Below are 23,861 nucleotides of genomic sequence, written 5' to 3' on the forward strand. Positions count from 1 at the left end.
GCCCTCCTGCACGGCTTTCCCCTTCGGGGATGCGCCTTACTGTGGATCATCGCACGCTTATCCCCCTTCGGGGCCGCTTCACTTTAGGAGCACCCGTGCCGCCTGGAGGGTTGCAGGCACTGCTGCTTTCTGCGCACCCGGGACGACTTAGTTTGGTAAGCCGCTTGTCGCCCCTTCGGGGCACGCTTTACTTCAGAGCGCCTGCTAGTGGGGCTATAGAGATACTTCGTGCGGGTTGACTGCGAAAAATAGTGCGACAAGGCGCTCTCCCCTACGGGGAATCGCTTACTCCTGCGCAAACTCTTCCCAAACCCTTCCTTACCTTAAGGGACACGGAACGGGAGAACACGGGAGGGAAAAAGGCGCCCCTGCACGGCTGTCCCCTTCGGGGATGCGCCTTACTGTGGATCTTCGCACGCTTATCCCCCTTCGGGGCCGCTTCACTTTAGGAGCACCCGTGCCGCCTGGAGGGTTTGCTGGCACTACTGCTTTCTGCGCACCCGGGATGACTTTGCCCAATATAGAGCTTGTCGCCCCTTCGGCGTACGCTTTACTTCAGAGCGCCTGTTAGTGGGGTTAAGGAGATACTTTGTGCGGGTTGACTGCGACCATAGTGCTGCAAGGCGCTCTCCCCTCCGAGGAATCGCTTACTCCAGCGCAGACCTGATGAAAGCCTGTCCAATAAGCTGACATTTTGGAAGACCCTACGAGATTTCTCCCCCGAACAGATAGCTAACGGAACGTACGGCCCTTATTCGCTCTTTTCGGGTTACTTTTCAACTCTAACGGAACCTAGCGCCTTTATTAGGTGAGTTTCAATGGAAATATAAGTGTTTGAACGCAAATAACGGCTTTCAGTTCCGTTAGTTCTTGAGAAGCCACCATTTTCATCGAAATAACGGCGCTCACTTCCGTTAACGAGCTTTGGCTGGCCGGGTCCGCCATTCAAATTATACTCGCCCCTAAAATGGCACCATAATCCCTAAGAACATCCCCCCATCCCTTAAAATAACGACAAAAAAGAACCGCAGCAAATCAAGCATTTGCTACGGTTCTTCCGTTACAGTCATTATAAGCCGGCAGGTGGAAAATCGCAAGCATGCTCCCCTACCCTTGCATCTACTCGGCTGCTTGTTCCGCCTTTAGACGCTTCCAGAGATGGTACAGCACCGTTTTTGCCGACCGTATGCGGATCGTCTCCCGGTTGCCTTTCAGGTTAAGCTCGAAAACTTCGGTATCGCCGCCGCGGCGCGAGATGGCGACATAGACAAGGCCGACGGGCTTGCGCTCGGAGTAACCCGGCCCGGCCACGCCGGTGATCGACAATCCGAAGTCGGTATCGACGATCATCCGCACCTGTTCGGCCAGTACCTTGGCCGTTTCCGCGCTGACGGCGCCCGGGGCGTTCTCGCCCTCCAGCAGGTCGTGAGGCACGTTCAGCAGCTTTTCTTTCATCGCGTTGGAGTAGCAGACGATGCCGCCGAGAAACACGGTCGCGCTCCCCGGGATGCTCGTAATCGACTGCATCAAAAGCCCGCCGGTGCAGCTCTCCGCCGCGCTGACGGTAAGCCCCAAATCCGTCATCATATCGATAATCGTTTTTTCGATCGGGACATCTTCGCTCGCGTACATATGATTCGGAAACCGCGAAGCGATTTCGGCCTCCAGCTTATCCAGCTTGGCCATAGCCTCGCTTTCGGTTTTGGCTTTGGTCGAGATCCGAATCGTAACTTCGCTTTCCTTTGCGTAAGGAGCGATGGTTGGATCGGTTTGATTCTCAATCAGATCCAGCAGACGGGTCTCTAACCCGGATTCACCGATTCCGGCAAACTTCAGCATTTTCGAGTACAACGCTTCTTCCCGGGTCAACACATGCTGCATAATCCAAGGTTTGGCCTGCTTTTCAAACATCGGCTTCATTTCGGAAGGAGGACCCGGAAGCAAAATATAAAACTTGCCGTTATCCTCGATCGCATCGCCGACGGCTAGGCCGGTATCGTTCGGCAACGGCGTTCCCCCGTCAATGGACAGAGCCTGCCGGCGGTTGTTTTCCGTCATCGGCACGCCGCGGCCCTCAAAAAAACGGTCGATATTATCCATGGCCATCCGGTCGATATGAAGCGATCTTCCCAGGACAGCCGCGACGGCGTCCTTCGTCAAGTCATCCTGTGTAGGGCCGAGTCCGCCGGTAAACAGTAGCAAATCCGCACGCCCCGAGGCAATCCGAATCGCCTGGGACAGCCGTTCCAAATTATCTCCGGCCACGGTTTGAAAGTAAACGTCGATCCCAAGGGCCGCAAGCTCCTGGGACAGGTACTGCGCATTAGAGTTCACGATTTGACCGAGCAAAATCTCGGTACCTACCGCAATAATTTCAGCTTTCATCATCATGTCTCCTTTTCGGAGGATCAACAGGCTGGCTTACATTTTCGAAAAATTAAGCACACTCTTGTTTTTTACGAAATAATCGATCCCTGAGTAAATCGTAATGAGGGCAGCGGCCCACATTGCGACCTGATCGAATGGAAAATGAATCCACTCGAACGGAAAATTGTTAAGCAGCAAAGCCGATATCGCCACGATCTGGGTGATCGTTTTCGCCTTCCCCCATTTGCTGGCGGCAATGACGGAGCCTTCGAGCAAAGCGACTTCCCGGAGCCCGGTAACGGCAAACTCACGGCTAATGATGACTACGGCAATCCAAGTCTCGCATTTGCCCATCGCGACAAGCGCGATCAGTACGGCGGCGACGAGCAATTTGTCGGCTAGCGGATCAAGCAGCTTGCCTAAATTCGTGACCAGATTATGCTTGCGGGCGATATATCCGTCGATCCCGTCCGTGCTTGCCGCTATGATAAACAATAGCGCCCCGATCAATTGATTGATCGGCAGGGAATAATCCCCTATGATCAACTCTTTGGACCACCATTCCAAGTCGAGCAGCAAAAATACGAGCATCAGCGGAATCATAAAGATACGGGCCAGCGTTATGCGGTTAGGAAGATTCATAGGATCGCCTCCCCGGACAGATCGTATTCATACGCAGGCGTAATACAAACTTTGATCATTTTCCCGATATCGGCAGAGTAGTTGGTCACGTATACATCACCGTCAATTTCCGGGGCATCGAGTTGTGAACATCCGATGGGCACGTCGCTTCGCCCGTCATAACGCCCTGGCAATATATCCAGTTCTTGGCCGAGGTACTTGCCGCTTTTGTCGTTAGCTGCGGACCGTTGGATCTCCATCAACGCATTGGCACGCCGCGCCTTGGTTTCTTCGTCGATCCGGTCCGGCAGAAGCGATGCCGGTGTATCTTCTTCCTTGGAATATGTAAAAACACCCGACCGGTCGAACTTGACCTCTCGCACAAAGTCGCACAGGTGCTGGAAGTCTTCCTCCGTCTCCCCTGGTGATCCCACAATCAGGGAAGTGCTTAGCGACACTCCGGGTATTCTGTCCCGGTTTTGTTCAGGCCGGCGCATCCGCTCGTACAGGTCCGTCCCATAATTCGTCTTGCGCGGCAAGTTCTCTTCATAATTAAACACCGGGTTTCCGACTTGAATCGGTTTTTTCCCTTTCAACGCCTCGTCGACGATTTGTGTAATATTATAAAAATCTCCCGTTCCGACAATTCCGTCAATCTCCGGCATTTCCTCCATCAACGCTTGGTTGTATCGCTGCGTATGACAGCCGGATACGATCAGCGCCTTCAATTTGCCGCTCGCATCCATGAATCCGGACATAATCTCGGAATCAACCAAATTCTTTTCGTAACCGAGCGTCACGATTTTTACTTTTTCCGTCATGAGTTCGATCCCCCATTGCTATAAAGCCGTAAAGCCATACATCCAAGTATAATATTTCCTTTGCCGCACTGTCAAAATCATCGGGCCGCGTGCATGAATAAAACCCCCGCAGCCTGGAGGCGCGAGGGAATATAGTGCTGCAGCTATTTTAAGTTCGTGAATTGCAAATCGACAGTCAGGTCTGCTTTGCGCAGCATTTGAATGATCTGCTGCAGATCATCCCTGCTCTTGCCGGTAACTCGAATTTGATCGCCCTGAATTTGGCTCTTCACTTTCAGCTTCGAATCGCGGATCAACACATTGATTTTTTTCGCGTTTTCCTGATCGATTCCCTGCTTCAAATTGATTCTTTGCCGAACCGTTCCCAAGGAAGCCGGCTCGACCTTGCCGTAATCCAGGTTTTTAATCGGCAGACCGCGCTTGATCATCTTCGATTGCAAAATATCGATGAGCGCGTTCAATTTATACTCGTCGTCGGAAACGACGACCAGTACGTCCTTCTCGACCTTCAATTCGCTTTTGCTGCCCTTGAAATCAAACCGGGTGGCAATTTCCCGTTCCGTCTGGTCGATCGCATTGGTCAGTTCCTGCATATCCATTTTGGAGACGATGTCAAAGGAGCTTTCTGAAGCCATTTTATCCACAACCCTTTCCTTCACACTTAAATCAAATTTTTATCTTAATCGCTTGTTCACTGATTCGTGTTACCCGCTTCATCCGTAAAACCGGCATCATTCCCGGACGTATTCTGACCGCCCTCGCCGGAACCTGCATCTCCCGGTCCGGCAAGGTTCAACTGGATTTTGGACGTGTTTTTGCCATCCTCCACGATTTGTCCGCCGACCGTGATTTGCGTTTTCGAAGAAGCGCCGGACTTGATGAACAAGCCCTCCGGACCGAGATCGTACGTTAAAATATCGCCGCCCTCTTCCGATGTATTGGCATAATACAGTTTTTCCCCGCTTTTGTCACCCTTTCTCACTTCGACCCAGCTTTTGCCCGTCGATGTGATGATGACCTGTACCGGTTGGTTTCCCGCAGGCTGGACAAGGAATTTGGTTGTGCTTCCTTCCGTCCCGTTCGGCGTCACGACAACGGTCTGCCCGCCGGCATCGGTTCCGTTATTCGTCCCATTATCGGTCGAATTCCCGGTGTTTGCTCCGTTACCCGTATTCGCTCCGTTCTGTCCGGCATCCGTTCCCGCATTGCCTGCGGTTCCTTCATTCCCTGCTCCCGCAGCAGCGCCGTTTTGCCCGGCATTTCCGGATTTATTCCCCGGCTCTTGCTCACTTACGTTCGTAACCGGAGTTTGATCAGGCAGATCGTTTTTCGCCTCGTCCGACTTGCCCCATACCGTAAAATACAAATAGACCACGACAAGGATCAGAACAAAAAATGACCACATCAGAGTTGTTGATAGCCATTTGGAATTCCGTTCGGCAACCCGGGTACTTCTCCGTTTCTGAAGAACGGGCTCCATCGTTTGTTCCGGAGCCACGTCCGGCACATGCTGTTTGTGTTCCGTCAAGAGATCGTCCGGATCCAGCCCGACCGATTCGGCATAGGTTTTGATAAAGGCCCGAACATAAAAGCTCCCCGGCAAAACTTTATAATCCCCCGATTCGATGGCTTCCAGATACCGCTTGCGAATTTTAGTCATTTCTTGAACATCATCCAGAGTAAGCCCTCTGGCAAGGCGGGCTTCCTTTAATTGCTGGCCCAAATCCGACACGACCATCACCTCCATATTAATTGCCGTTTTGTAAAACGGGTAATGAATTTATAAAATGCAGCACTGCAATGGCCGCTTTTCATTCAACAGAAAAATACATAGTAAACGTAATATATACGATTTGCTCATTCGAATTGTTACGGTATTGATATTAATACTTCACCAAAAAAAACAACAAGCAACCGTCATATGTATTTTTATTCTCGCCTTATCCACCATTCGACAAAATAGGCCTAATTTCCTGCTTCGGCTTTGAAAAGTTCATTTTGCCTTCGAACGCCAATTTTGAACGGAAAATGAATACGTGTTTTATGATATATAAAAAAAATTTGAAAGGCAAGCTGACGGGGGCGTAATGGGCGAAAAGCTCCCAAAAAGGGAGCTTTTCTTTGCGGAACTATGCGTTTTTCTTCGCCAATTTTACCATCAGCCTGGCGATGGTTTTGCGTTCCTCTTCGTTCCCCACATCCCAAATCTCCTTCAGGGTGCGGTTCGCTTCGTTTTGAGGATCCACCTTGTCGTCAAGAAAACCGCCGATTTCATAAGCAAGGTTAGTAATCGCTTCCTCGCTCATTCCCGAGTTTTCCGCGTGCTTGACGCGGTCGCCGAGAAACTTTTTCCAAGTATCAAAATTTTTGAGTACTGTTGACATTATTAAATCCTCCTTCGATTGGGAATTTATCATCAACAGTTGTAATATGCGATTTTTCCCGGCCCTTTATTCATTTCGGCCGCTTGGGGATATCAGGTAACCCAGCCTCCGTTAGGACTTATGATCTGTCCGGTAATATAACCGGATTCCGGCAAAGCGAGAAAATAAACAAGGGAGGATATTTCCTCGGGGTCCGCAAGTCTTCCCGCCGGAATTTCCTCCTCCAACTGCCTTAACTCCTCTTCGTCGAACCTGGCCATCATCTCCGTCTTGACCGCACCCGGAGCGACTGCGTTGACCGTTACTCCTGAAGGAGCAAGCTCTTTGGCAAGCGCCTTGGTAAAGGCATTGACGCCCCCTTTGGCCGCGGAATAGACCACTTCGCAGGAACCGCCCGATATTCCCCATATCGACGACACGTTAACGATCCGGCCAAACCGCTGTGAAATCATATGCGGCATAAACGCCTGGCTGCAAAGAAACACGCTTTTCAGGTTCACGTTCATCACATCGTCCCAGTCTTCCTCTTTCACGTCCGAAAGCAGGCCGTAGTGGGAAATGCCGGCATTGTTCACCAAAATATCAGGCTTGAACCCGTGGCTCTCAAGCTTGTCCTTCATGCGCAAAATTTCATCCTTGCTCCGCAAATCGGCCGAAACGGTATACACCCTGGCTCCGAGTTCGATACATTTGCGGGCGATTTCATTGGCAGCTTCGTGCGAATTCATATAATGGATAATTACATTCATGCCGACCGCAGCGAACCGGAGCGCGATTTGCGCTCCGATCCCGCGGCTAGCGCCGGTGACCAGCACCGTCATTTCTCCAAGCGTCTTCATGATCCCCTGGTTTAAACTCATATTTACGGGCTCACCACCAGCGAAACGGCCATCTGATTCCAGTCAATATGCTCGCGCAGCCGGGCGTTCACTTCTTCAAGCGTCAACGATTCGTAGATCGGCAGCACTTCGAACAAGTCTCCTCCGCGGAATCGGTAGCGCGTAAACTCGTGGGCGATATTTTCCGGGGAATTGAGCATTCTCAAATATCCGCCGATTTTTTTCTTCCGGGCCCGTTCAAAATCTTCCTCCCGGAATCCCGCAGCGGTCACCTGCTTAATTTCTTCGGTTATTACTTCAAGCAGGCGCTCCGGATCCTTCGTATCCCCGCCGATCGCGGAGAACGCATAGCCGTTGCTGCTATTGTACTCGTGGGAAAAACTGTCCGAGATCAGATCCATATCATAAAGCTTCTGATAAAGCCGCGTGCTGCTGCCCAGCAGCAGGTCCAAAGCCAGCTTCGTGGTCAAGTCCCTGCGAATGAGCTCTTTTCCGCTGAAACCGAGCTTTGTCTCCTTAAAACCGAACAGACATTTCGGAATCGACACCGGCAGCTTCGTTTCGCGGCGTTTCTCGTTTACGTCCAGCTGCTCCTTGTCGAACAAGCGGTCAATCGACCCTTGCGGTTTATAGTCTTTTCCGGCCTGGTTATCGCGAACGAGCTTGAACACTTCTTCCGGATCCACGCCCCCGACAATGAACAGCAGCATGTTGCTCGGATGATAAAAAGCGTTGTAGCACGTATAAAGCGTTTCTTTGGTAATCGTTCCGATCGACTCCACCGTCCCGGCGATATCGATGTGGACGGGATGAGTGCGGTACATCGCTTCGATCAGCCCGAAATACACCCGCCAATCCGGATTGTCGCGATACATGCCGATTTCCTGGCCGATAATCCCTTTTTCCTTTTCCACATTTTGGTCCGTGAAATAAGGGTGCTGAACGAAATTGATCAGCGTTTCCAAATTTTCTTTGATCTTTTCCGTAGCCGAAAACAAGTACACGGTTTGATCGAAGCTCGTGAACGCGTTGGCAGAAGCCCCCTGGGACGCAAAAGTTGCAAATATGTCCCCCTGGGGTTCCTCAAACATTTTATGCTCCAAGAAATGCGCGATTCCGTCCGGTACCTTGACTTCTTCTTGCCCTTCTACCCGAAAATGGTTGTCGATCGATCCATATTTCGTGGAAAAAGTGGCATATATTTTCTGGAATCCCGGCTTGGGCAGTACATACACCTGCAGCCCGTTATCCATCGTTTCCCGATATAACGTCTCCTGTAAGCGATCATAAGTGACAGCTTCCACCGGCTATCCCTCCTTTTGTCCTGTCAAAAAATAAATCGTATCCAATTCAACCGTTTCGGCCGCAGCCACGACATCCTTCGTCGTCACTTGCTCGATCTGGCTCAGCAATTGCTCCGCGGAGCGGTCTTTGCCGGAAAGAACGCGGTTGAAGTCATAAGCGATCATTTCAAATGCGGAGTCCTGCATTTCAAGAAGACTGTTCCGGAGCATCGCCTTGGTCTGGCTCATCTCCAGTTCGCTGATGTCGCCTGCGCGCATGCTATCAAGCTGGGCTTTGATAATGTTCAGCGCTTTATCGTAGTTGGCAATTTCGATGCCGGATTGGATTCCCAGCATCCCTTTATGTCCGTCATAACGCGATGCCGCATAATAAGCGAGGCTTTCCTTTTCGCGGACGTTTATAAACAGCTTGGAATGCGGGTAGCTGCCGAGAATTCCGCTATATAACAGCGCGGAAGCATAGCGGTCGTCACCATAGGTAATCGGTGTACGGAGCCCAAGATTGAGTTTGCCTTGATTGACGTCAAGAGCTTCGGTAACCGTACGCACCTCTTTAACGTTAACCGAACTGTTTTCCGGCTTGTATTCCGGTGAAGAGGAACGGTTTAAGGCAAAGAAACGCTCAACGAGCTCCTGAACTTCGGAGAGCGATGTGTCCCCTACAACGTAAAGGTCAAGTCTCGCCTCGGAGAGCCAGTTTTGGTACGCTTTATACAATGATTCGGGCTCAATGCCGTCCAGATCGCTGCGTTGGCCGAGCGGGTGAAGGCGGTAAGGGTCGTCTTTGAACATTTCCTCGAGGCATCTTTCGGCAGCGTAGCGGATTTTATCGTTAATGATGCTCTCCAGTTTTTGGCGCACATTTTCGCGTTCGGAAGCGACATAAGACGCCCGGAAAGCTCCTTCCTCCAGAGCAGGTTTGGTGACGGCTTCGCCCAAAAAAGCAAAGGTCTGGGCAAGCAGTGATTCATCGCTCTGAACAAACGAATCGTTAATTGTATCCATTCGGAATTGCACGATTTGATAATTTCCCCGTTTATAGACATCAAAGCCGAAGCCGGCGCCGTATAAGCGCTCAAGCTGCTCCCGGAATTGAATCGTCTCCGGGTAGGAAGCCGTGCCTCTTCTCAATACAAAAGGGGTTAGTGCCGTTGTTGTTACCGTCTTGCTGTCCAAGGGAATTCCCGCATACAGCGATACGGCAAACGTCTTGAATCGGGTCGTTGGCAGAACGTGAATCCGGATATTGCCGGCGCTGCCGCGTTCGAAAATCGTTTTGTTCAAGACCAAAACTCCTTTACGAGAGACTGATAATATACGCAAAATCAAAAATCCAGTTCCATTCTATACCAATTCAAAGGAAAGAAGCAACCTGGGAGAACAAACGGCTGCTTCTATAGTCCTTTCATGTGTTACATGCAAAAAATATGTTTGCCGATCGTTTTGACTTGCGGACGGGTCCAGATCCAGGCGGAAGTCGCCGTCTCCGGGTTAAAGTAATACAGGCAGCCGCCGGTAGGATCCCAACCGTTCAGTGCTTGCTGAACAGCCTTGCGGGCGTTTTCGTTCGGCTCAAGCCAAATTTGTCCGTCCGCTACCGCGGTAAACGCGCCGGGCTGAAAAATAACGCCGGATACCGTGTTCGGAAAGCTTGGCGATTTGACTCTGTTTAAAATGACCGCCGCAACGGCGACCTGACCTTCGAACGGCTCGCCCCGCGATTCGCCGTAAACGGCATTCGCCATTATTTTCAGATCATTTTCCGAAAGGCCCATTCCGTTGGAGGCGGACAGGTTTGCGGATTCCGTTTTTGGTTGATTATTTTTGGATTCCGCAGCAGTTTTGTTTTCGGTTCCTGTTTTGTTTTCGGCTCCGGTTTCGGCTTTGCCCTCATTCCCTTGATTCGCATACTCCATCCCGGGCTTCCAATCCTTCGTAGCATTATAGAGCTTCAGCTTCGTTTTGGGACCCGCCAGACCATCCACTTTCATCCCGAATTCCGATTGAAACCATTTCAAGGACTCTCTCGTTTTCGGTCCGAAATAGCTGTCCAGCTTTCCGTGATAAAATCCGAGAAAACCCAGACGCCCTTGCAGTTCATATACGTCTTTACCGAAAGCTCCATAATCGATGACCTGCTCGCTGAACACCGGGGTTGCGTGCTTCGGCGTCTCCTTTCTCATTTCCACGTTGCTTGTCTGCCGAATTTGGCTGAATCCATAAACGATACCGATTAACAACAGCACTGCACCGGCGGCAAACCATATTTTCATGTTTTTCATATCGTTCGGCTCTACCTTTCCTTGTGAATTTGCATGGTCGGTTGACCTTATTATGACAAGCACCCATCCTTCCTATGCACCCAAAAGCTTAAAAAAAGAACCCCGCCGTATAAACGGCGGGGTTCGGAAGATCAAAGCCTTGAGTGCTCAGGATGAAACCTTATTCAATTTATATTGGTCGATGGTCATCAGCACTTCCCTCGGCTTGCTGCCCTCATAAGGGCCTACGATGCCCCGGGCTTCCATCGAATCGATCAGGCGTGCGGCACGTGTATATCCGACCCGCATTCTGCGCTGCAAAAGCGAGACGGACGCTTGTTTGGCTTCCAGAACGATTTGAACGGCTTGATCATACAATTCGTCCATGACTTCTTCCTGGTCTGCGGACTCTTCCGTAATTTCCGGAACGAGACTTTCGTCATATTCGGCTTGCCCCTGACCCCGGACATAGTTTACGATCGTTTCCACTTCCTGATCGCTCATAAATGCGCCTTGAACGCGAACCGGTTTGGAAGCGCCCATCGGCATAAAGAGCATATCGCCCCGGCCCAGCAATTTTTCGGCACCGGCCATGTCCAGAATCGTACGCGAATCGACTTGTGAAGATACCCCGAAAGCGATCCGCGAAGGAATATTCGCCTTAATGACACCCGTGATAACGTCGACCGAAGGCCGCTGTGTCGCGATAATCAAATGGATTCCCGCTGCGCGCGCCATCTGTGCCAACCGTGCGATCGCATCCTCCACGTCGCTAGCTGCGACCATCATCAAGTCGGCCAGCTCGTCCACGATGACGACGATATACGGCAGAACCGCGTCGGGATTTTCTTTCATCATGAGGTTGTAGCCCTCGATGTTCCGGGTCCCCGATTTGGAGAACAACTCATAGCGTTTTTCCATTTCAACCACGATTTTCTTTAATGCCAGCGAAGCGCGTCTCGGATCCGTGACGACCGGAGTGAGCAGATGAGGGATGCCGTTATAAACATTCAGTTCGACCATTTTCGGATCGACCATCATGAACTTGACCTCATCCGGCTTCGCTTTATACAAAATGCTCGTAATAATGCCGTTGATACATACCGATTTACCCGATCCGGTTGCCCCGGCGACAAGCAGATGGGGCATTTTCGCGAGATTGCCGACGATCGTTTGACCCGAGATGTCCCGGCCAAACGCGATGGAAAGCTTGGACTCCGCATCCATGAAAGTCGGAGTTTCCATGACCTCCCGCATCGTGACGACCGATACTTCGTTATTCGGTACTTCGATTCCGATCGCCGATTTTCCCGGAATCGGCGCCTCCATCCGGATATCCTTGGCGGCAAGCGCAAGGGCAATATCATCGGTAAGGTTCACGATCCGGCTTACCTTCACCCCGATATCCGGCTGTATTTCATACCGGGTGACCGCCGGCCCCCGAACGACCTCAAGTACTCGTGCACGGACGCCGAAGCTTTCCAGCGTTGCTTCAAGCTTGCGGGCGGTCTGCATATAATCGGCCTGGTCTCCGGATTTGCCGGTACCGGCAGGCTTGGACAACAACCGGAATGAAGGAAGCTTGTATGGCTTTGGCGCCGGTTTGGGCGGCGGTGCCGGTACATGCTCGTCCAACTCCGCACTTTCCATCTCTCCCGTGGCGGGAATGACGTCTTCTTCTGCCAAGCCGGATTCTTCGTCCGGCAGGGAGACATTTTCCGAGCCGACCAAATCCTGTTCATTCAGTACAGTTGACGTATCTTCGGCCTCATCCGGTTCAAGGCCATCGTTTCCGGTTCCGCCTTCACGCTGTATATGGTCAAAGAAATCACGGATGATCGGTCCGGTATCTTCCTCACGCTGTTCAATCGGGCGTGCGGCTTTATCTGGCGTATATATTGAACCGGCGTCATCTTCTCCGTATCCGTGATACTCCACTTCATTCCAATTAATGCTTTGCAGGCCCGGAAGGTCAGCTTCCACAACCGTTTCAGCGTCGGTTTCCGCTTCCGTTGCTACTTCCGCACGAGGCTCCCGCTCACCCTTGTAGCCGAAAAGCTGGAAAAATACCGGCTTTTGTTTTCGCGGTTTTACCGGAACGTCGTACTCGTCTTCCTCATCTTCTTCAGGTTCGTAAGCGGCGGGCTTAACGGAGTGCACCGTCTTTTTTGTAACCGGAACGGGGCGAAGCAGGCGGATTTTTTTGCCAAGCAACTCGCCGAATCCTCCCATCCGTTTGCGGAGCATTCTCATCAGTTCCACATAAGACAACCCGGTGATCAGCATAAAGCTGATCGCCAGCATGACGACCATGATCAATTTGGCGCCCGCCATCCCGAATAAGGAATAAAGCAGGGCAAATTCCAGGCCGCCTATGTATCCCCCGCTGATGTTCAGGTTTAGCAGGCTGAATCCGGCGTCGCCCGAAGCGGGATGAAACAGCGCTCCTTGTAGATCCCGGTTGATCTGGCTCATAATGTTTCCGAACGACAAAGGAACGACCGGAGCCAGCTTTTGACCCATCGCGGAAATCGTGCTCATCAGTACAAACGCCAGTACGGTGAGCAATATGCCGCTTTTGCGCGTTGACCATTTTGACGGCCATTTTCGCCCGATCATGACGGCCAGTCCGACATAAATACCGATTAAGGGTATGACAAAATAAAACTTGCCGAGGAGAAGCGCCGACATTTTGGACAAGGTTCTGCCGACCGCCGCCTCTCCGGACAAGGCGATAATGGATAGTGTGATCAGGATGATCCCATAAATTTCATATTTGAGCATACTGCCTAAAGCTGCCTTCGATTTCTTCCGTTTGCGTGCCAAACAGGAACACCCCCCAGATGAATATTATACCATATTCGCCGGGGGGAACCATACATATGTTCTACTTTATATGATGAACAAAATCAAACGGATGTGGAGCAAGTACACAAGTGTAGCTACTGAATCAGCACCGGCATAAATACAATTTGTTTCCCGGGAGCGTAAGCAGGGTTTAGATAATCATCCAGTCCGCAGCGCAAAAGCCGGATGATCGTCGCTTTGTTCCCGGCTTCCATCCTTACCTGCATCAAAATCCCGCCGATTTCAAGCTCCGTATAGTTTTCCGTTACTTCCGCCTGTTCCCAGTAGGCCTCCTGCGGCAAAATGGTATAATGGGTCACTGCGTAATCCCTCCTGCCGGCTTGGAGCTGCGTCGCTCCTCGATCAATGAGTTCAATTTCCCTAGCGCTTCCCCGATTCCTCCAATGGCGTCAATCAGCCCATACTTGACTGCGTCCGTACCGCCCACCGCGGTTCCGATATCCCGGTTCAGTTCCCCGGTTTTGAACATAAGCTCTTTAAACGTGCCGTCCGGAATCCGGGAATGCGCGGTCACAAACCGGACAACCCGCTCCTGCATTTTCTCGATATACTCGAACGTCTGCGGTACGCCGATGACCAGTCCGGTCATCCGGATCGGATGGATGGTCATGGTCGCGCTTTCCGCAATAAATGAATAATTCGAAGCAACCGCGATCGGCACGCCGATGCTATGTCCCCCACCGATGACCACGGTAACGGTCGGTTTGGACAGCGAGGCGATCATTTCCGCGATCGCAAGGCCGGCCTCCACATCGCCCCCGACCGTATTAAGAATGATGAGTAGGCCCTCGATACGGGGGTTTTGCTCAGCGGCCACCAGTTGAGGAATCAGATGCTCATACTTTGTCGTTTTGTTTTGCGGCGGGAGCACCAAATGACCTTCAATCTGGCCGATGATCGTCAAACAGTATACATTCGATTCCCCTTGGGTCGGAATCGCCGTTTGTCCAAATTGCTGAATGGCGTCGCTTACCGCAGGTGACTTTTTATCCGCATCAGGCTGCATCGGCGGAGTTTCGGTCTCCTCGTTCAATGCGGCATTCCGGGTTTCCATGTCCATATCGTCACGCTTCCTTTCGGGCAAACGCCCTTATTGTCGTCACTTCCGCATCCTACACGGATTAGTATCCGACCTTCCCCGTCCCGCTATTCTTCCCGAATTAAGGTCAGCCCTTTATACGCAAAAAAGCCCCTTCTCCCGCAAGGAACCGTCCAATATACCAGCGGAAAAAGAGGCGACTGTGTGCCCTTATTTAATTACTCTATCTTATACTTCCATAATAATTGGCAGAATCATCGGTCTGCGACGGGTTTGCTCATACAAGAATCGTCCAAGCGCGTCCTTGACGCTCGTTTTGAGCGACGCCCACTCATTAACGTTCTCGCTCATGAGTTTTTCCAGGGTGCTGGAAACGATCCGGTTCGCTTCGTCAAGAAGCCCTTCCGACTCCCTCACATAAACGAAACCTCTTGAAATGATATCCGGACCTGAAACGATGCTTCCGTCCTGCTTGCTCAATGTCACCACTACGACCAGGATGCCGTCTTGGGACAACAGCTTGCGGTCACGCAGCACAATATTGCCTACGTCCCCCACGCCAAGCCCGTCGATCAACACATTGCCTGCCGGTACTTTACCGGCTTTACGGGCAGTACCGTTCTGAATTTCCACAATGTCTCCGATATCGACCAGGAATATATTGTCAGGGTCGACGCCTACGGATTCCCCGAGCAAAGCATGCTTGCGAAGCATCCGGTATTCCCCGTGAATCGGGATAAAATATTTCGGACGCATCAAATTCAGCATCAGCTTCAGCTCCTCCTGGCTGCCGTGCCCGGATACGTGCACTCCGGAGTTGGAACCGCTATAGATGACTTCCGCGCCGAGGCGGAACAGCTCATCGATCGTACGGCCAACGTATTTTTCATTGCCAGGCACCGGCGTTGCGGCGATAATCACCGTATCTCCCGGCAAAATATCAACTTTGCGGTGTGTCGAACGAGCCATGCGGGTCAGCGCCGACATCGGCTCGCCCTGACTGCCCGTGCACAAAATAACGACACGATCCGCTGCCATTTTATTCACTTCTTCCGGCTCGATAATAATACCGTCCGGTACGTTCAAGTAACCGAGTTCCGAAGCGATCGTAACGACATTGACCATGCTCCGTCCAATGATCGTCACTTTGCGGCCTGTGGAATATGCCGCGTCAATGACCTGTTGGATCCGGTGTACGTTTGATGCGAATGTCGCTACTACGACGCGTTGCTCCGCTTTGCGGAAAATGTCGTCAAGCACGATTCCGACGTTTTTCTCCGATGGCGTAAAGCCCGGTTTCTCCGCATTGGTACTATCCGATAAAAGCGCTAACACGCCTTTTTTGCCGATTTCTCCCATGCGGTGCAGGTCCGCGAATTGATCATTGACTGGTGTATGATCAAATTTAAAGTCTCCGGTATGCACGACATTGCCTTCCGGCGTTTCGATGCAGACTCCGACCGAATCGGGAATGCTGTGATTCGTTCTAAAAAAAGTGGCCTTCAAGGTTTGGCCGAGCTGAATCTCCGAATCCGCGTGAATGAGGACGCGTTTTGTTTCGCCGAGCAATCCGGCTTCCTTCAGTTTGTTCTCAACCAGGCCTAGCGTCAATTTGGTTCCGTAAACAGGAACGTTCAAATTTTTGAGTACGTATGGCAAGCCGCCGATATGATCCTCGTGGCCGTGCGTCAACACGATCCCTCTTACCTTGTCACGGTTCTCCGTCAGATAGGTAATATCGGGAATGACGATATCGATACCCAGCATGTCCTCTTCCGGAAATTTCAAACCGGCATCGATAACCACGATGTCGTTTGCATACTGGACCACATACATGTTCTTCCCGATCTCAGCGACGCCGCCCAGGGCAAAGATCATCAGTTTATTCTCGCTATTCATTTTTTTGGACAAGTGAATCTAACCCTCCTAATTGTTTTGGACGTCATTTTTTGAATTAATTGGAAATGCACCCGATCAGTGCTTTTCATATATTAAATTTCTTAATAAAATTCACCGCACCCAGTCACTTGAAACCATTATACATGATTATTTTAATTAAAAACAAGTCAGCCTCCTGCCGCCTCTATATCGTTACGATGCTCCACAGCAAAAAAACCGATGCCTGACCAGCAGGCATCGGTTTATGGAAGGGAATCAAGTTATTGGTTTTTTACTTAAGAAACTCGCGAATCCGCGCTCCTTCTTCCTCATTCAATGGAACTAACGGGAGACGGACGGAGCCGACGGAAATGCCGCGTTCATTCAGGGCGAATTTCAAAGGAGCCGGGCTAGGATATTCAAACAGGCCCTTAAACACAGGCAACAAGCTTTGATGTAATTTGGCGGCTTCTCCCACATTCCCGCTTGTGAACGCTCCGATCATGTCTTTCATCCGAGAGCCGACAAGATGGCTGGCCACACTGACGATACCGTGAGCTCCTACCGACATTGCAGGCAATGCCGAAGAATCGTCGCCGGAGTAAACCTTAAAACCTTCAGGCGCGCCGGCTGCAATTCCGGCAACCTGATCCAGCGGAGCGCATTCCTTCGTCGCCACGACGTTCGGAATTTGCGCCAGGCGAAGCGTTGTTTCTTTGCTGAGACTGACCGCGGTCCGGCTCGGTACGTTGTAAAGCATCACCGGCAGCTTCGTCGACAACGCTATTGCTTCGAAGTGACGGAATAGCCCCTCCTGGCTCGGCCGGTTATAGTATGGCGCCACCAATAACAGCGCATCCACCCCGAGAGCTTCAGCTTCTTTCGACAAATGAATGGAATGAGCGGTGTTGTTGCTGCCGGTTCCTGCAATGATTTTACATCTTCCGGCGGCATGTTTTACGGCAAAGGCGAAGAGTTCCAATTTTTCTTCATCGGAAAGCGTGGGGGACTCCCCGGTCGTTCCGCAAACGACAATGCTGTCCGATTTCTGTTCTTCGATCAAATAGTCGATCAGCCTTCCTGTCTGTGCCCAATCGATTCTGTCCTGGCTGTCAAATGGTGTTACCATCGCTGTTATCAATCTACCGAAATCCACGAGGTCTCCTCCTTCGGAGTTTATCTACTCATAAAACATATTTCATGCATTTTATTTGCCAAGCTCGAACTTGGCATGCAGCGCACGCAATGCTTGAACCATATCCTCTTTATTCACGAGAACCCAAATGGTCGTGTTGGAATCCGCCGATTGCAAGATTTGAATGTCGTTTTCGGTCAATGCTTCGACAATTCTCGCCATAATTCCCGGCACTCCGTTGATTCCTCCGCCGATGACCGATACTTTCGCGCATCCGCTCAAGATTTGAGGCTTTAACCCCAGTCCCTCAAGTACTTTGCGCGCTTTTTGCGCATCATTGTCGAAAACGGTATAAACAACCCCTGACGGGGTTACATTAATAAAATCGACGCTGATTGCGTTCTCCGCCATAGCTTTGAACACCTGCAACTGCAATCGATCGGCACCTGAGTTATCCGCTTCAACCTTGATTTGGGTCACGTTAGCCACATAAGCGATCCCGGTTACATAGCGGTCGACAATGCCGAGTTGGACATCCTTGAATCCTTCCGGATTGGCTACGAGCGTCCCTTCGCTTTGCGAGAAAGTCGATCTTACCCGTACCGGAATACCGGATTGCATGGCGATTTCCACGGCGCGAGGATGAATCACTTTGGCTCCTTGATGGGCCATGTTGCATATTTCCGTATAGCTGACGTATTCGAGGGGCTTGGCATCCTCGACAATTCTCGGATCTGCCGTGAGAATGCCGTCGACATCGGTGTAAATGTCCACCATCTCCGCATGCAGCGCCGCACCCAGCGCCGTCGCGGATGTGTCGCTTCCACCACGGCCCAGTGTCGTAAAATCACCGTTTTGATTTTGCCCTTGAAACCCAGTCACGATCACGACATCGCTCAGTTCGAGTTCCTCAAGAACCCGGGTCGGTACGATGTCAAGAATTCGGGCGTTCCCAAACTGGCTGTCCGTTCGAAACCCGGCTTGGGCTCCCGTAAGTACAACGGAGCTGATCGATTCCTTCTGAAGCAAGCTAGAAAGCATAGCCGCAGAAATAATTTCACCGCAGCAAAGCAATAAATCCTGCTCGCGTTGCTGCAGCGCCCCTCCGCCTGATGAGATCAAATCCAAAAGCGTGTCCGTAGCGTAAGGATCGCCCTTTCGCCCCATAGCTGAAACCACAACGACAAGCCGGTAACCGTTATCCAGTTCCCGGCGGATATGTGAGATGACTTTCTCCCTCGCTTCCTGTGTCGAAAGAGATGTGCCACCGAACTTCTGCACCAAGATGCGCATGGTATTCCTCCAATTAATGAGCGGAGTAAAGAATAACTTCATTCCGTAGTCTTATGATGTAAAAAAACTTAAGTCAATCCCGGAAACGCTCGATGATCACCGGCTGGAGCTGTTTCCCTTGAATCGCCGCATAGCAGGTTTCCGGTACAAGTTCCATGCGTGCCACCAGGGAGTTCGGTTTGTTGTCCGGATTGTCTTGGCCGAATGGAACGAAATAAATATTTTTGGCGACGATCAACTTGGCGATATTCGCCATATTAAAACCAAGCCCGTCATTCGTCGACACTGCCAGTACGATCGGTCGTCCGTTACGGAGCGTAGCCTTGGCAGCCATAAGAACGGGGCTGTCCGTAACGGCATTGGCCAATTTGCTTGTCGTGGTTCCCGTACAAGGGGCGATCGCCAGCACGTCAAGCAATTTGGAAGGGCCGAGCGGTTCCGCATCGACAATTGAAGAAATGATATCATTCCCCGTTATATCTTTCAACTGTTTTTGCCAATTTTCCGCTTTGCCGAAACGAGTATCCGTGCTCAGCACGGACTGCGATATAATCGGTACCACGTTGGCTCCGTCATCCACAAACCGTTGGATCTGAGGCATCACCTCTGCGAGTGTGCAATGCGATCCCGTCACAGCGTAACCTACTGTTTTCCCCTGCCAGTTCACTTTTCATCCCCCCGTAATTGAAACTCTTCCAAGATCGACTGACTCAATGTATTCGCCATGATGATACCAGCCGTTTTGGGAGCAACGATTCCGGGTAGTCCGGGGGCCAGAAGGGCCTTGATTCCGCGCTTCTCGGCATAACGGAAATCCGTACCGCCGGGAGCCGAAGCAAGGTCGATAATTACTGCCTGACGGGGCAGTTTAGAGATGATTTGTGCTGTGATTATCATAGTCGGAATCGTATTAAAAATCAAGTCGACTCCGTCCGTGAAAGCGTTCAAATCCTTTGTCATAAAAGGCTTCCAGCCCATTTGCACTGCTCTGGCGACGTCCGATTCCTTCCGGACCCCCACCCGAATGTTCGCTCCCAAACCTTGCAATGTTTTTGCCAAAGTAAAACCCGTCCGCCCGATGCCAAGCACGATACATGTTGAACCATGAATCGTAATTTCGGTATTTTGTATCGCCATCATGACTGCGCCTTCGGCGGTCGGAATGGAATTGAAAATAGCCACATCGTCCCTCTCCAGCAACTCGATGAGACGCAGCCCGTGTTCCTCCGCCATCCGTTTCAACAATTTTTTTGCCATGCCTGTATAAACCAGAGTGCCTTTCCGAAGCGAGGCAAACAGTTCATTATTCATCACGATCGGAGAAAGCGAAAACGGTGCGGCAATCTCTCCTTGATCATTGCAGCCAACCACCGGAAGAACCACGACATCCGCTGCTTGAAGCAACTCCTCCGTCAAAGACTCATGCGTAATGCCGCTTAACGGGAAATGGGCTTGCTCGAATCCGACCGTCCGGACCGTCGCATCCAGTTCCAAGCATTTATGGATAACTTCAACCTGACGGGCGTCTCCCCCCAGAAAGACTATGGTTAGACCTGTAAGCATCAAGATTGGCACCCCTTCCAGGCAATACAGTATAAAGCATAGTATGCGGGGGCATGAGATGTGGTGAAAACATGATCTTTATTTTTGGGGCTTTGAAAATGAAAAAGGATGGCAATCGCCATCCTTTTCTAAAATAATGATTCAATTGTAACCGGGTAACCAATGAATTTAAAGAAAATACGGAGCTGAGTTTCCTTAGAATCTAACTTTGCTATCCCTTTACTTCGTGCCTGTATGCCCGAAACCGCCGGCTCCCCGCACCGTTTCGGACAGTTCGTCCACTTGCAGCAGATTCACTTCGGGCACGATTTGGAATACCATTTGGGCGATCCGTTCATTCCGCGTGATCGTAAAAGGCTCCTGTCCCAAGTTGATCAAAAGTACCTTAACCTCTCCGCGATAATCCGCATCGATCGTGCCGGGCGTGTTCAAGCACGTGACCCCGTGTTTGAACGCAAGGCCGCTGCGCGGGCGGATTTGCGCCTCCAGGCCGCCTGGCATGGCGATCGCCATCCCTGTAGGCACCAATGCGCGTTCCCCTGGCCGCAGGACCAATTCTTCCGTTACAGCGGCATATAAATCAAAACCGGAAGCGAGCTCCGACATTTTGCGGGGAAGCTCGATATCTTCATTTCCCGGCATTCTTTTGATTTGGACTTCAAATGACAAGTTCATCTCTCCTTACTCCCGTGATTACCTTATCCGATGCGCCGACCATGGCGAGAGCATACGGATGCTTAAACATCCCTTTCAAAACTTCGTTCACGTCGTCCATAGTAACGGCTTCGATCATGCCGATCATTTCGTCCAACGTATAATGCCTTCCGGTCATCAACTCGTTTTTACCGAGCCGGTTCATCCGGCTTCCCGTGCTTTCCAGGCTGAGGATGAGACTCCCCTTAAGCTGTTCCTTCCCTTTGCGAAGCTCGTTCTCGGAGATCCCTTTTTGGGATACTTCATGCAAAATTTCTTTCGTAAGGTCCAGCACTTCCTTGGTCTGTTTCGGCGCCGTACCGGCGTACACCGTAAACAAACCGCTGTCCGCATGGGAGCTGTGGTAAGAATAAACGGAATATGCCAAGCCTCTCTTTTCCCGGATTTCCTGGAACAGCCTTGAGCTCATCCCGCCGCCCAGCGCATTGTTGAGCAGCACCATCGCATATTGGTTGCGATCTCCGATCGGAAGTCCAGGAAAGGAAAGACAAATATGGTTTTGCTCGGTTTTTTTGCGGTGAAATTTAAGTTCACCGAGAAAATCGGGAGCGGATATCGAGGAAGACGTACCCCTGTTGCCAAAGTCCCCAAAATACCGTTCAAGCAGTTCCATAATCGAATCGTCGATATTTCCCGCAACCGCGATGACCGTGTTTTCAATCGTGTATTTGTCCTTCATGTAAGCCCGGAGATCGGACGGTCCCATCGTCCGTAGCTTTTCCTCCGTGCCTAGAATCGGCAATGCTAGTGGATGGTGGCCGTAAGCCGCTTCCGCAATGAGATCATGAACCATGTCATCCGGAGTATCTTCATACATCGAAATTTCTTCCACGATCACATTCTTCTCTTTGCGCAACTCTTCCTCATCGAACATGGACCGGAAAAACATCTCCGACAACACATCCATCGCAATCGGAAGATGCTCATCCAGTACCTTCGCATAATAACAGGTGTATTCTTTGGACGTGAAGGCGTTCACGTTGCCCCCGATCGCATCGAACTGCTCCGCGATATCCTTGGCGCTGAAGCGCTCTGTTCCCTTGAACAGCATGTGCTCGATAAAATGCGAAATACCGCCCTGTTCAGCGGTTTCATTTCGGGATCCGGTCTTAACCCATATGCCGAACGACACCGAGCGGCAGGTCGGTATTTTCTCCATGACCACCCGGAGGCCGTTTTTTAACTGCGTTTTGTTCACGACTGGCCCTCCTAAAAGTTTTACGAAGCATGGATTGCAGTGTAACACACCGCAGAAATCCTGCTCCGAGAGTAAACAAATGCATCATTATCCTATCAAAAATCCAAATTTTACTCAACTCCGCCCGTCTCTACGCGATCCGGCGATAACGTCTCCTCAACCGTTCCCAGTTGCAGCCCTTTGCTGCGGATGACGGAGATCATCCCCTTCAAAGCATCCCGCGTAGACGCCGTAGGATGCATCAGAATAAGCGATCCGGGGCCAACCTTGCTCGATACTCGGTCAATAATGGTATCCGCCGGAGGCTTCCTCCAGTCGACCGTATCCACCGTCCACAATACGGTTTTTAATCCGTACTCGGCGGCCAATCGGACCGTCCTGTCATTAAAATCGCCGGATGGAGGGGCAAACCAGCGATTGTCGACGCCGAGTGTTTCTTTGAGGAGAGCTTTTGTTTTGGAAATCTCCAATCTTGCCCGTGCATCGGCCAGTTGGCTCATATTCGGGTGAGAATACGCGTGATTCTCCAATTGGTGTCCCCGGTTTTGAATTTCTTTCGCCAACTCCGGATTTTTCTTTAACCAGCTCCCGTCAAAAAAGAACGTCGCCTTCACCTTTTCCTTATCCAGTGTATCGAGCATCGGAGTAATAAACTCATCTCCCCAGGCGACATTGATCATCAAGGCGGCCATCGGCTTGTTCGGATTTCCCCGGTAAATCGGCTGCGCACCCAAATCGGCGAGACTTACTTTTGGCGGGATTTGTTTATATACATATTCAATTTCCGATCCTTCCGGTTTCAGCCTGGCTTTCTGATATGTACTTTGAATATCCACTTCAAGCCCGTTGTATCCGGGAATCGCCTTCCATACGCGATCGACGACGGCGTCCACCGGCTCAATCCGCCGTTTGGCCGCCTCCTCCGTAATTTTCCTAAGAAGCTCCTCTTCCCCTTTGCTATCCGCAAAGCGCCCGAACGCGTCCTGCTCGCTGTCCCTGCCGCCTCCCGATACGAATTCCCGGATACCGGCAAACTGCCCCAGCGCCATCACCAGAAGCAAACAGGAAAGCATAATCGCGAACTTTTTCCGTTCCATGACAGACTCATCCCTTCAGGGGGTTTTGTCCTCATCATATGAAAGCCGCTCGAAAATTATTCGGACAGGCGGATACAGAATTACATTGGATTTTTAAAATATTCGAATTCATCCGTATATTCGAATATTCGATACCTTGCGAAATTGTAGTCTCCTGCATCGATAAGGATATACTCTTTATGATCGGTATGGATTCGATAGGTGTATTTTCCGATGTAATTGACGCTCACGATGTCTCCATCCAAATGCTGCCCGATTTCAGCATTTCCGGCAAGTTGTTTTGCCGTGACGGCATGTATCAGGTTAAATGGGCCATAAAAGTTCAAGGCCATCGCGCCAGCCACCAAGACGCCGGCCATTCCTAACCCAATAGCGAGACTACGAATACGTTTCATCGTATCTCCACCCTTCCGAAATTTAAAAAAGAGGCAGAATGGATTCATTCTGCCTCTTTATAAGTTTGAGATCTATTAAATTGA

At 51.0% G+C, this 23,861-nt stretch carries 22 protein-coding genes; all 22 read right to left on the reverse strand.

What is annotated here, in order from left to right; all coding sequences use genetic code 11:
* Window positions 1-1,119: 1,119 nt before the first annotated feature.
* Window positions 1,120-2,385: a competence/damage-inducible protein A gene (locus tag ACSFXJ_RS15190; RefSeq protein ID WP_435925777.1), complete on the reverse strand. Its 1,266-nt coding sequence runs from the start codon at window positions 2,383-2,385 to the stop codon at window positions 1,120-1,122.
* 36 nt (window positions 2,386-2,421) lie between these two features.
* Window positions 2,422-3,009 carry a CDP-diacylglycerol--glycerol-3-phosphate 3-phosphatidyltransferase gene (pgsA, locus tag ACSFXJ_RS15195; protein ID WP_435921179.1) on the reverse strand — a complete coding sequence of 196 codons (588 nt, stop codon included), beginning with the start codon at window positions 3,007-3,009 and terminating at the stop codon, window positions 2,422-2,424.
* A complete protein-coding gene (locus ACSFXJ_RS15200) occupies window positions 3,006-3,809 on the reverse strand; it encodes a hypothetical protein (RefSeq protein ID WP_435921180.1) in 804 nt (267 codons plus the stop codon). The genes pgsA and ACSFXJ_RS15200 overlap by 4 nt, the downstream gene beginning before the upstream one ends.
* Window positions 3,810-3,952: 143 nt before the next feature.
* Window positions 3,953-4,444 (reverse strand): YajQ family cyclic di-GMP-binding protein, encoded by a 492-nt coding sequence (locus tag ACSFXJ_RS15205; RefSeq protein WP_435921181.1) that lies wholly within the window; start codon window positions 4,442-4,444, stop codon window positions 3,953-3,955.
* Between the two features lie 56 nt (window positions 4,445-4,500).
* Window positions 4,501-5,541: a helix-turn-helix domain-containing protein gene (locus ACSFXJ_RS15210; RefSeq protein ID WP_435921182.1), complete on the reverse strand. Its 1,041-nt coding sequence runs from the start codon at window positions 5,539-5,541 to the stop codon at window positions 4,501-4,503.
* 397 nt (window positions 5,542-5,938) lie between these two features.
* The gene (locus ACSFXJ_RS15215; RefSeq protein WP_435921183.1) at window positions 5,939-6,193 is read right to left on the reverse strand and encodes a DUF3243 domain-containing protein; all 255 of its coding nucleotides are present in this window, start codon (window positions 6,191-6,193) and stop codon (window positions 5,939-5,941) included.
* Window positions 6,194-6,285: 92 nt separating this feature from the next.
* The gene (ymfI, locus tag ACSFXJ_RS15220) at window positions 6,286-7,053 is read right to left on the reverse strand and encodes an elongation factor P 5-aminopentanone reductase (RefSeq protein ID WP_435921184.1); all 768 of its coding nucleotides are present in this window, start codon (window positions 7,051-7,053) and stop codon (window positions 6,286-6,288) included.
* A gap of 2 nt (window positions 7,054-7,055) precedes the next feature.
* The gene (yfmH, locus tag ACSFXJ_RS15225) at window positions 7,056-8,336 is read right to left on the reverse strand and encodes an EF-P 5-aminopentanol modification-associated protein YfmH (RefSeq protein WP_435921185.1); all 1,281 of its coding nucleotides are present in this window, start codon (window positions 8,334-8,336) and stop codon (window positions 7,056-7,058) included.
* Window positions 8,337-8,339: 3 nt separating this feature from the next.
* On the reverse strand, window positions 8,340-9,620 hold the full coding sequence (gene yfmF / locus ACSFXJ_RS15230; RefSeq protein WP_435921186.1) for an EF-P 5-aminopentanol modification-associated protein YfmF: 1,281 nt from the start codon (window positions 9,618-9,620) through the stop codon (window positions 8,340-8,342).
* A gap of 128 nt (window positions 9,621-9,748) precedes the next feature.
* Window positions 9,749-10,618: a spore cortex-lytic enzyme gene (sleB, locus tag ACSFXJ_RS15235; RefSeq protein ID WP_435921187.1), complete on the reverse strand. Its 870-nt coding sequence runs from the start codon at window positions 10,616-10,618 to the stop codon at window positions 9,749-9,751.
* 147 nt (window positions 10,619-10,765) lie between these two features.
* Complete coding sequence (locus ACSFXJ_RS15240) at window positions 10,766-13,423, reverse strand: DNA translocase FtsK 4TM domain-containing protein (RefSeq protein WP_435921188.1); 2,658 nt, start codon at window positions 13,421-13,423, stop codon at window positions 10,766-10,768.
* Between the two features lie 116 nt (window positions 13,424-13,539).
* Entirely contained in the window at window positions 13,540-13,764 is a 225-nt protein-coding gene (locus ACSFXJ_RS15245) for a YlzJ-like family protein (protein ID WP_435921189.1), read from the reverse strand.
* On the reverse strand, window positions 13,761-14,525 hold the full coding sequence (locus ACSFXJ_RS15250; protein WP_435921190.1) for a ClpP family protease: 765 nt from the start codon (window positions 14,523-14,525) through the stop codon (window positions 13,761-13,763). The genes ACSFXJ_RS15245 and ACSFXJ_RS15250 overlap by 4 nt, the downstream gene beginning before the upstream one ends.
* A 207-nt stretch (window positions 14,526-14,732) precedes the next feature.
* Window positions 14,733-16,415, reverse strand: coding sequence for a ribonuclease J (locus ACSFXJ_RS15255; RefSeq protein WP_435921191.1), 1,683 nt, complete (start codon window positions 16,413-16,415; stop codon window positions 14,733-14,735).
* A 259-nt stretch (window positions 16,416-16,674) separates the two neighbouring features.
* The gene (dapA, locus tag ACSFXJ_RS15260; protein ID WP_435921192.1) at window positions 16,675-17,538 is read right to left on the reverse strand and encodes a 4-hydroxy-tetrahydrodipicolinate synthase; all 864 of its coding nucleotides are present in this window, start codon (window positions 17,536-17,538) and stop codon (window positions 16,675-16,677) included.
* A gap of 51 nt (window positions 17,539-17,589) precedes the next feature.
* Entirely contained in the window at window positions 17,590-18,810 is a 1,221-nt protein-coding gene (gene dapG / locus ACSFXJ_RS15265; protein WP_435921193.1) for an aspartate kinase, read from the reverse strand.
* A gap of 73 nt (window positions 18,811-18,883) precedes the next feature.
* The gene (locus ACSFXJ_RS15270) at window positions 18,884-19,477 is read right to left on the reverse strand and encodes a dipicolinate synthase subunit B (RefSeq protein WP_435921194.1); all 594 of its coding nucleotides are present in this window, start codon (window positions 19,475-19,477) and stop codon (window positions 18,884-18,886) included.
* Complete coding sequence (dpsA, locus tag ACSFXJ_RS15275) at window positions 19,474-20,373, reverse strand: dipicolinate synthase subunit DpsA (RefSeq protein ID WP_435925778.1); 900 nt, start codon at window positions 20,371-20,373, stop codon at window positions 19,474-19,476. Before dpsA ends, ACSFXJ_RS15270 begins: the two co-directional genes overlap by 4 nt.
* 219 nt (window positions 20,374-20,592) lie before the next feature.
* Window positions 20,593-21,042 (reverse strand): dUTP diphosphatase, encoded by a 450-nt coding sequence (dut, locus tag ACSFXJ_RS15280; protein ID WP_435921195.1) that lies wholly within the window; start codon window positions 21,040-21,042, stop codon window positions 20,593-20,595.
* Window positions 21,032-22,285, reverse strand: coding sequence for a M16 family metallopeptidase (locus ACSFXJ_RS15285; RefSeq protein WP_435921196.1), 1,254 nt, complete (start codon window positions 22,283-22,285; stop codon window positions 21,032-21,034). The genes dut and ACSFXJ_RS15285 overlap by 11 nt, the downstream gene beginning before the upstream one ends.
* Window positions 22,286-22,395: 110 nt before the next feature.
* Window positions 22,396-23,382 (reverse strand): polysaccharide deacetylase family protein, encoded by a 987-nt coding sequence (locus tag ACSFXJ_RS15290; protein WP_435921197.1) that lies wholly within the window; start codon window positions 23,380-23,382, stop codon window positions 22,396-22,398.
* Between the two features lie 80 nt (window positions 23,383-23,462).
* Complete coding sequence (locus tag ACSFXJ_RS15295; RefSeq protein ID WP_435921198.1) at window positions 23,463-23,777, reverse strand: hypothetical protein; 315 nt, start codon at window positions 23,775-23,777, stop codon at window positions 23,463-23,465.
* Window positions 23,778-23,861 lie beyond the last annotated feature (84 nt).

It is taken from the genome of Paenibacillus salivarius, from assembly GCF_051307165.1.
In the GTDB taxonomy this organism is placed as follows: Bacteria; Bacillota; Bacilli; order Paenibacillales; family Paenibacillaceae; genus Fontibacillus.